General features: G+C 66.7%; 8 protein-coding genes. 6 read left to right on the top strand and 2 right to left on the bottom strand.

Going from position 1 to position 8,893, the window contains the following annotated elements:
- The first annotated feature begins 15 nt into the window (after positions 1–15).
- A complete protein-coding gene (locus tag ACFWPK_RS05255) occupies positions 16–789 on the top strand; it encodes a DNA alkylation repair protein (protein ID WP_378913296.1) in 774 nt (257 codons plus the stop codon).
- On the opposite strand, the gene ACFWPK_RS05260 is transcribed toward ACFWPK_RS05255, so the two are convergent.
- Positions 786–1,841, bottom strand: a complete 1,056-nt coding sequence (locus tag ACFWPK_RS05260) for a 2Fe-2S iron-sulfur cluster-binding protein (RefSeq protein ID WP_378913298.1) — start codon at positions 1,839–1,841, stop codon at positions 786–788. The genes ACFWPK_RS05255 and ACFWPK_RS05260 overlap by 4 nt on opposite strands.
- 37 nt (positions 1,842–1,878) lie before the next feature.
- Positions 1,879–2,517 carry a mycofactocin system transcriptional regulator MftR2 gene (gene mftR2, locus ACFWPK_RS05265; RefSeq protein ID WP_378913300.1) on the bottom strand — a complete coding sequence of 213 codons (639 nt, stop codon included), beginning with the start codon at positions 2,515–2,517 and terminating at the stop codon, positions 1,879–1,881.
- A gap of 170 nt (positions 2,518–2,687) precedes the next feature.
- On the opposite strand from mftR2, the gene mftA reads away from it, so the two are divergent.
- The 5 genes from mftA to ACFWPK_RS05290 all read left to right on the top strand — a co-directional run bounded on the left by mftA (position 2,688) and on the right by ACFWPK_RS05290 (position 8,708).
- Entirely contained in the window at positions 2,688–2,792 is a 105-nt protein-coding gene (gene mftA, locus ACFWPK_RS05270; protein ID WP_101468422.1) for a mycofactocin precursor MftA, read from the top strand.
- Between the two features lie 2 nt (positions 2,793–2,794).
- Positions 2,795–4,285 carry a mycofactocin radical SAM maturase gene (gene mftC, locus ACFWPK_RS05275; protein WP_378913473.1) on the top strand — a complete coding sequence of 497 codons (1,491 nt, stop codon included), beginning with the start codon at positions 2,795–2,797 and terminating at the stop codon, positions 4,283–4,285.
- 141 nt (positions 4,286–4,426) lie between these two features.
- On the top strand, positions 4,427–5,824 hold the full coding sequence (mftF, locus tag ACFWPK_RS05280) for a mycofactocin biosynthesis glycosyltransferase MftF (RefSeq protein WP_378913302.1): 1,398 nt from the start codon (positions 4,427–4,429) through the stop codon (positions 5,822–5,824).
- Between the two features lie 10 nt (positions 5,825–5,834).
- Positions 5,835–7,238: a mycofactocin system GMC family oxidoreductase MftG gene (gene mftG / locus ACFWPK_RS05285; RefSeq protein WP_378913304.1), complete on the top strand. Its 1,404-nt coding sequence runs from the start codon at positions 5,835–5,837 to the stop codon at positions 7,236–7,238.
- Positions 7,239–7,343: 105 nt separating this feature from the next.
- The gene (locus tag ACFWPK_RS05290; RefSeq protein ID WP_378913305.1) at positions 7,344–8,708 is read left to right on the top strand and encodes a GAF domain-containing protein; all 1,365 of its coding nucleotides are present in this window, start codon (positions 7,344–7,346) and stop codon (positions 8,706–8,708) included.
- Positions 8,709–8,893: the final 185 nt, after the last annotated feature.

Consider the following 8,893-nt stretch of genomic DNA (forward strand, 5'->3'; position numbering starts at 1 on the left):
CCGCACCCGTGTTGAATGCGGAGAGAATCCCTCGACCCGGAGGTGCGTGTGTCCGAGCTCCCCACCGCTGCACAGGTGCGCAAGGCCCTCGCCGACCTGGCGAACCCCACCGATGCGCATCACCTGCAACGCTTCTTCAAGACCGGCCCCGGCGAATACGGCGAGGGCGACATCTTCCTCGGCATCCGAGTCCCCGTCACCAGAAGTGTGGCGAAGAAGTTCGCCACACTTCCCCTGTCGCAGATCGACGAACTCCTGGACAGCCCCCTCCACGAGGAACGCCTGGCCGCCCTGTTCATCCTCAACGCCCGCTTCGCCGCGGCATCGAAACCGCGCGTCTTCGACGACAAGGCCCGCGAGGAGATGGTCGACCTCTACCTGGCGGCGGTCCGAAGGGGCCGAGTCAACAACTGGGACCTGGTCGACGCCTCCGCCGAGAACATCATCGGCCCGTGGCTGCTCGACAAAGACCGCACCCTGCTTTTCGAACTGGCCGAGCAGGATTCACTCTGGGAGCGCCGGGTAGCCCTGCTGTCCACCTTCGCCTTCATCAAGGCGGGCGACCCGAGCACGACGCTGGAACTCGCCGAAATCCTCCGGGCGGACCGCCGAGACCTCATCCAGAAAGCACTCGGCTGGATGCTGCGCGAAATAGGCAAACGCGTCGACCCGGCCGCGCTCACCGACTTCCTCGACAAGAACGCGCCCGAATTGGGCCGCACCGCTTTGAGCTACGCGACCGAACACCTCGACCCCGAGCAACGCGCCGCCTACCGCGCCATGCGCTAGAACTGGATCCGCAGCCGATCGGTGACCGGCCGCGCCTGGCAGCCCAGGATGTACCCGTTCGCGATGTCCTCGGGATCCAGGATCTCCGAATTGGCCATCTCCACTTTGCCTTCCAGCACGGTGCAGGCACACGACCCGCACTCGCCCTCCTGGCAGGAGTAGGGCACGTCGAGACCCTTGTCGAGCATGATGTCGACCAGCGTCTGCTTGCGCGGCCACGACATCTCGTGCACCTGACCGTCGAGCTCCACCTCGACCGTCGCCGCGTCGGCGGCCTCGGCCTCGGACACCTCGGCGGGTGCGTGGTCGGCGAACGGATCGCCCGCGAGGGAATTGAACACCTCGGCATGGGTCCGGTTCCGCGGCACCTCGAGCGCGGCCAGCGAGTCGTGCACCAGGTCCATGAACGGCTTCGGCCCGCACATGAACGCCTCGTAGGCGGTGTAGGGCGCGACCAGGGTGGCCAGCATGTCGGCGGTCGGCAGTCCGAGCAGCGGTTCGAGCCAGTGGATGACGGTGAATCGCTGGGGATGCTTGCCGACGAGATCGCGGAGTTCGTCGGCGAAGATCACCGAGTTCGCGTCGCGGTTGGCGTAGACGAGCACGATCTTGCCCGAACCCTGCGACAGCGCCGACTTCAGGATCGACATCACCGGCGTGATCCCGCTACCCGCCCCGAACAGCAGCAGGTTCTCGTCGAGATTCTTGGGCGTGAACACACCCGACGGCGGCAGCACCTCGACCTCGTCGCCGGCGGCGAGGTTGTCGCACAGCCAGTTCGAGCCGTAGCCGCCCTCGGTGCGCTTGACGGTCACCTTCGGTAGATCATCGGTGAACGGCGAGCTGGCCAGCGAATAGCAGCGGGCGACCGATCCGGTCTGCTCGCTCGGGATGCGCAGCGTCAGGAACTGGCCGGGGGAGTAGGTGAAGCGCTCGCGCAGTTCGGCGGGCACCTCGAAGACCACGGAGTGGGTATCGGCTGTTTCGGCGATCACCGCGGCTACCCGCAGCACCACCGAGCGCGAGCCGTGCGGAACCTCGACTGTGGTCATGTCGTCCTCTCGAGCAAAACTAGAACGTGTTTCAGTTTCATGCTAGGCCGGGACGCGCCTGCAGGGCAAGCTGTGCCTCGAGTCCGGCGACCAGGACCTCCATCCCGAAGTCGTAGGAGTACTTGCCGCGCAGGTCGGACATGTACTTCGTGGCTCGGGCCACGGCCTCGGGCAACAACACATCCGCCGGCGCGGAACGGTCGCGCGGGTTCACTCTGCTGCGGCCGAACAGGTAGGTGTGGATGGTCGCGTAGGCGGCCAGCACATTGCGGTCGCTGAAGCCCGCGTCGAACAGGATCTCCATCACGGCGTCGATCAGGTCGAGCTGCTTGCCGAGCATCTGCTCGAGCAAGATGTCGCCCAGGCCGGGATGCGTGCGCAGTTTATCGTCTATCTGATCGATCAGATCGCGCAGGCGCTGCTGCCACGGACCCGACTCGCGCGGCGGCTTGCGCACCCCGAGCAGTGCGGCGCTGGCGACTAGGTCGAGTAGCTCGCGCTTGTCGGCCACGTAGTAGTACGGCGCCATCGGCGACACCCCGAGCTCGCGCGAGAGCCGACGCATCGATAGTTTCTCGACCCCGTCCTCGCGCACCACCTTGAGCGCCGCATCGACAATCTCCGCCTCGGACAGAGTTGAATTTGCGCCACTCCCCGCCCCTCCGTGGTTACGCAAGCTTCCTCCTCCGGGCCACCAGCCCTTTTCCCATCCTGCCCCCGGAAGTCTAGAGGGGTTCGCACGCGATGGGGGTGGGGTGTGCTCAGAGAAAGATTTTCCGATTCCGCCCTTTATGGCAGTCACTGACGTTAAGGTCCGAGGTGACCGGCAACACAATGGAGGTAGTCATGCCTGAGAACACCACGCCTGCGACCGTCGAATCCGACGAGGACCTGGTCACCGAGACGCTGATCGAAGAGGTCAGCATCGACGGCATGTGCGGCGTGTACTGACCATGCTCGATCTCGACACCCGTTGGACGCTGCACCCGCGGGTCTCGTTGCGCCCGGAGTCCTTCGGCGCGCTGCTGTACCACTTCGGGACCCGCAAGCTCTCGTTCCTCAAGAGCCGCGATCTCGTCGACGTGGTCCGGTCGCTGCCCGCGCACAGTTCTGTGCGTGACGCACTGCGTGCCAAGGGCATCGACGCCTCCGACGCGCACCTCGCCGCGCTCGGGCAGCTGGCCGATACCGACATGATCGTGCCGACACCAGGCCCGGTCACCGCCGCACCCGCCCCGATTCACGCCGCCGCACCGCAGGCGGGCCCCGCGACGCAGGGCGGCAGGCTGATCGATCGTTTCGAATCAGGTCTGGCCGCACCGATCTGCCTCACCTGGGAACTCACCTACGCCTGCAACCTGTCGTGTGTGCACTGCCTGTCCTCCTCTGGCAGGCGCGACCCGAACGAACTGAGCACCGAACAGTGCAAGGCGCTGATCGACGAGTTCGAGCGCATGCAGATCTTCTACGTCAACATCGGCGGCGGTGAACCGACCGTGCGCCCGGACTTCTGGGAACTCGTCGACTACGCCACCGCGCACAATGTGGGGGTCAAGTTCTCCACCAACGGCGTTCGCATCAACGAGGAGGTCGCCGCGCGCTTGGCGGCCAGCGACTACGTCGACGTGCAGATCTCCCTCGACGGTGCCGACGCCGCGGTCAACGACGCCGTGCGCGGCCCCGGCTCCTACGACACCGCGATCAAGGCGCTGTCGAACCTCGCCGCGGCGGGTTTCAAGGACGCGAAACTCTCGGTCGTGGCCACCCGCCACAACATCTCCCAGCTCGACGAGTTCAAGGCCATCGCCGACAAATACGGCGCCACCTTGCGACTCACTCGGCTGCGCCCCTCGGGTCGCGGCGCCGACGTGTGGGACGAACTGCACCCGTTGCCCGAACAGCAACGCGAGCTCTACGACTGGCTCGTGCTCAACGGCGAGGGTGTGCTCACCGGCGACTCGTTCTTCCACCTGTCCGCATTCGGCTCGGCGCTACCGGGTTTGAACATGTGCGGTGCGGGCCGCGTGGTCTGCCTGGTCGACCCGGTCGGCGACGTCTACGCCTGCCCGTTCGCCATCCATGACCGCTTCAAAGCCGGAAACATCGTCGCCGACGGTGGTTTCGACGCGGTCTGGACCGACTCGGAGCTCTTCGCCGAACTGCGCGAACCGGTCGACGGTGGCGCGTGCACCAAGTGCTCGCACTACGATTCGTGCCGCGGCGGCTGCATGGCGGCGAAGTTCTTCACCGGCCTGCCTGCCAACGGACCGGATCCGGAGTGCGTGCAGGGCTATGGCGAAGCGGCGCTGACGGCACCAGGGCGCACCATTCCGCGCCCTGCTGTCGACCACTCCCGCCCGGTTCGCAGCCGGGCCAGGGTGTCGCTGCCGCTGACCGTGAAGCGCCCACCTGCCAAGGCGTGCAACGAGAGTCCGCTCGGCTGACCCGAGGCTGGTTGCCGGAAATGCGCTGCCGATCTTGTTGACACGTCCGGCAACCGGTCAGGGCGGCATTTCAGGCAGACTTTCCTCCTTTTTTGTGGGGTGATGATGTCTGAGAGGCCAACTGCGCATAGCATGCGAGGAATGCGCCATGATCGTCTGCCCGACGGCTTCGGGGTACGGATCGATCCACGGGTACGCGCATTTTCCGGGGGTCGGATCCTGATCGGAGGATCGCCCGCACGGATGCTGCGCTTGGCCCCGGAGGCCGCCGAGTTGATCGGCGACGGATACCTGGAGGTGACCGACACCAAGTCCGCGATCGTCGCCCGCCGACTGCTCGATTCCGGCGTGGCCAACCCACGTCCGCGGCTCGAACCGTCACTCGACGATGTCACCGTCGTCATCCCGCTCTACAACAACGCCGACGGGCTGTTACGTCTGCTGGCGGTGCTGCGCGGGCACAATGTGATCGTCGTCGACGACGGTTCCGACGAGCCGGTCCGCATCCCGCCGCGACCGGGCCGCGGTCAGGTGACGGTGCTGCGGCACGAAAGCCCGCTCGGCCCCGCGGCCGCGCGCAATGCCGGATTGCAGGCGGCGACTACGGGCTTCGTCGCGTTCCTCGACTCCGATGTGGTGCCACGCAGCGGATGGCTCGAGGTCATGCTCGGACATTTCAGCGATCCGCAGGTCGCGCTGGTCGCGCCGCGCATCGTCGCCTTGGACTCCGAATCCAACGCGCTCGCCCGCTACGAACACACCCGATCCTCCCTCGACCTCGGCCGCCGTGAGTCGGCGGTGCACGCGCGCGGCATCGTGTCGTATGTGCCGAGCGCGGCGCTGCTGGCCAGGAGCGCCGCGCTGCTCGGCGAGGGCGGATTCGACGAATCGATGCAGGTGGCCGAGGATGTCGACCTGTGCTGGCGGCTCGAACGCGCGGGCTGGCGGTTGCGCTACGAGCCCGCCGCGCACGTCGCCCACGATCACCGGGTGGCCTTCCGCGCCTGGTTCGGGCGAAAGCTGTTCTACGGCACCGGTGCCGCACCGCTGGGGAAACGGCACTCGGGCCTGGTCTCGCCGCTGTCGGTGCCGACCTGGACCGTGCTGGCGAGTCTGCTGTTCGCGACATTGTCGAAGTGGGGTCTGCTCGGCGGACTCGTCACCCTCGCCACGGCCCTCGTCCGCCTGCGCCGGGTCTTCACCGAACTCGACAACCCGACCAGGATCGCCGCGGTCTACCTGGCGCGCGGTTACTTCGCCGGCATGTGGCGACTGGCTTCGGCGATGTGCCGGGACTATTGGCCGGTGACGCTACTCGCCGTCATCGCGTCGAGCCGGATCCGCAAGATCGCCATCACGATGGCACTCGCCGACGGTCTGGCCGACTGGTTCACCCATCGCGACGCGGGTGGCCTCGACCCGCTGCGCTATGTGGCCTACAAACGCCTCGACGACGTGGCCTACGGCACGGGCCTGTGGCTCGGCGTCATCCGGGCGCGCAGTTTCGAAGCGCTCAAACCGAGCGTGCCACCCCGCTGAATACGACTGCGTGACGAGCACTCTCATCGTCGGAGCCGGGTCGGCGGGGTGTGTGCTCGCCGCCCGGCTCAGTGCTGACCCGGCGCGTTCGGTGCTGGTGTTCGAAGCCGGACCGGCCTACCGGACGATGGGGCAGCTGCCCACCGAACTGCTCGACCCGGGTCACCTCCCGGTCGGTCCCGACTCCCGGGTGGTGTGGCGGTACCCGGGAAACCTGGTGCGCGGCAAGCTGATCGGTGGATCCGGTTCGATCAACGGCAGCTACTTCATCCGCCCACCCGCCACCGACTTCGCGGCATGGAGTGCGGTGGCAGGCCCGCGCTGGTCGTTCGAATCGGTGCTGCCCGTTTTCTGCGACCTCGAACACGACCTGGATTTCGGCTCGTCCCCCGGCCACGGCGTCGCAGGCCCGATCCCGATCTCACGAACCAGCGACTGCACCGCGTTCAGCGCTGAATTCGCGGAGCGTTGCGCGGCAGCGGGATTCACCGAAATCCCCGACCTCAACGAACCGACCGGGCCCGGTGCGAACCACACAGATGGATACGGCCCGGTGCCGTTGGCGGTGTCGCGAGGTCATCGAGCGGGGCCCGCTTTCACTCATCTTTATCCGGCGATGGAGCGACCGAATCTGACGGTCACCGGCGACACCATGGTGACCCGGCTACTACTGCGCGGTACCCGGGTGATCGGTGTGGAGTGGGCGCGCGGTCGCGAGCGCGGGCGTACCTATGCCGATCAGACGGTGTTGTGCGCGGGTGCGGTGGAGTCGGCCGCACTGCTGATCAGATCCGGAATCGGGCCCGAACCACTGCTGCGCTCGCTCGGTGTGCCGATCGTGCGGCCCGCTCCGGTCGGCGCGTGGTGCACCGATCACCCCGAGATCGGCGTCGAATTCCCCGACCACGGGCCCGCCGAGCCCGCCGTCCCGCTCGAATACGTCCTCGAAATCGGCGACCTGGAACTACGCCCGTACACCCCGATGTTCACGCCGGGTCTTCGCAGGATCGGGGTCGCCCTGATGCATCCCGAGTCGACGGGCGAGCTGACCCTGGTTTCGGCGGATCCGGCCGTCCCCGCCCAGGTCGACCAGCGCTATCTCCGCGGCGAACGAGACCGCGCCCGCCTTCGCGACGGCGTAGCGTTCACCGCGGATCTGCTCGGTCGGCGAATCGGCCCCATCGACGATGCCTGGCTGCAGGCCAACCTGGGTACTTCTCAACATCTTTCCGGTACCTGCCGCATGGGCCCCGCGCACGACGAGCGCGCGGTGGTCGACGAACAGGGCCGCGTCCACGGCATCGAAGCCCTGACGGTCGCCGATCTGTCGGTCGTGCCGGTCCCGCTGGGCCGTGGTCCACAGGCCACGACAGTGATGCTCGCCGCAGCTATAGCGGACTACACGGGGGCGTGACGAAGTGACAGTCGATACCACGATGTGACCTGCGGGACAAACCCAGACTTCTGTCGTTTCGCCCGATAACTGCCCGGTACAGTTTGTAGCGGGAAAGAAAGGCAAATGGTCAGCAATCTTGCAGGTGGGAGGCCCCCACGGCAGGCATCGGAGTCGGGCGCGCAGCTCGGGGCTCTGGAAGCCTATGCCGCACAGGCCCATGGATTTCTCAGTGCCGGTGGTGAACAGCTTACCCAGCTGGCCGGTCTACTACGTCCGCTCGTTCTCGAATCATGGCTGCGCGGTGTGCGCGGCGGTGTCGATCCGACGGACGTCATCGACGGTCGCGGGCTGCGCGGCGCCGATCTGGAGCGTTATCGCGATGCCCATCCCATCGCCGCACTGATGCCCTTGATCGACAAACTGCTGGTCCAGGACGCGTCGCAGGCCGGATTGATCGTGACGGTGGCCGACCAGTTCGGTCGTGTGCTGTCGGTGCACGGTCATCCCGAGCAGGTCGCCGCCGCCGCCGAGATCGGCGTGCGCGAGGGTGACGATCTGAGCGAACGCCGGATCGGCACCAATGCCGTCGGCCTCGTGGTGCGCACCGGCCGCGCCACCTGGATCCACGGACCCGAACATTTCCTGCATCGCATGCACCAGATCACCGGCGCCGCGGCCCCCGTTCACGAGCCGGATGGCCGCCTGATCGGCGTTTTGATGATTGCCGGCGGGATGCGGGTGGCCAAGCCTGAAATCCTCGCTTTGGTCAAAGCCGCCGCGACCGCCGCCGAAATGGACCTGGTGCTGCGGGCGATGCGCGCGAGCCACGGCATCGCGGCACCGGCTCCGGCGAACCGCGACGACACCGAGCAGGCCAAGCTCGGCCTCGACGTGCTCGGGCTGGGTCAACCTCAGTTGAGCATCGCGGGGGAGCGGGTGCCGCTCTCGCAGCGTCATGCCGAGATCCTGCTCTTGCTCACCGAATATCCCGAAGGCCTCGGCGCCGACCACTTGGCACTGCTGCTGGACGACACCGATCTGGACAACGGCACGATTCGCGCGGCGATGTCGCGGCTGCGGTCGGTGGTCGGTGCCTCGGTCGTCGGATCGCGCCCCTACCGTCTGCGCGTGCATGTCGCAACCGATGTGGAGGCCTTGCGGGCCGCGCTCGACTCCGGTGATATCGAATCCGCATTGCGCTTGTACGCGGGTCCGGTGCTCCCGCGCTCCTCGGCGCCCGGCATCTGCGACATCCGCGACGAGCTCCGGGTCCGTTTGCGGACGGCCGTGCTGGCCACCCCCGATACCGGCGTGCTGCGTCGCTGGACGTCGTGCCCGGAAGGGCGTGACGATGCCGCGGCGTGGGCCGCGTACCGGTCGACTGTCGATCGTGATTCGCCGCTGTATGCGCAGATAGAAGCCAAGATCCGGGTGCTCGACCGGCGCATCGGCGCCGATGCAACGCAGATGCAACGTTTCGGATCATAGTGTCCCGGTCTGAAGGTGTGATGGCTCACATATCGGTGGCCGATGTGTTGGAGCCCACACTCGTGCCATGGTCGTGACCAACCCCCGGTACGGACTGGACAATCGACCGAGGTTTTTTACCGGAAAAAGTACCTTTTTATTAATCGAAGGCTTACTGTCGGCACTGCATGGACAGGCGCCCATGT

The organism is Nocardia sp. NPDC058519, assembly GCF_042719755.1.
Lineage (GTDB): Bacteria > Actinomycetota > Actinomycetes > Mycobacteriales > Mycobacteriaceae > Nocardia.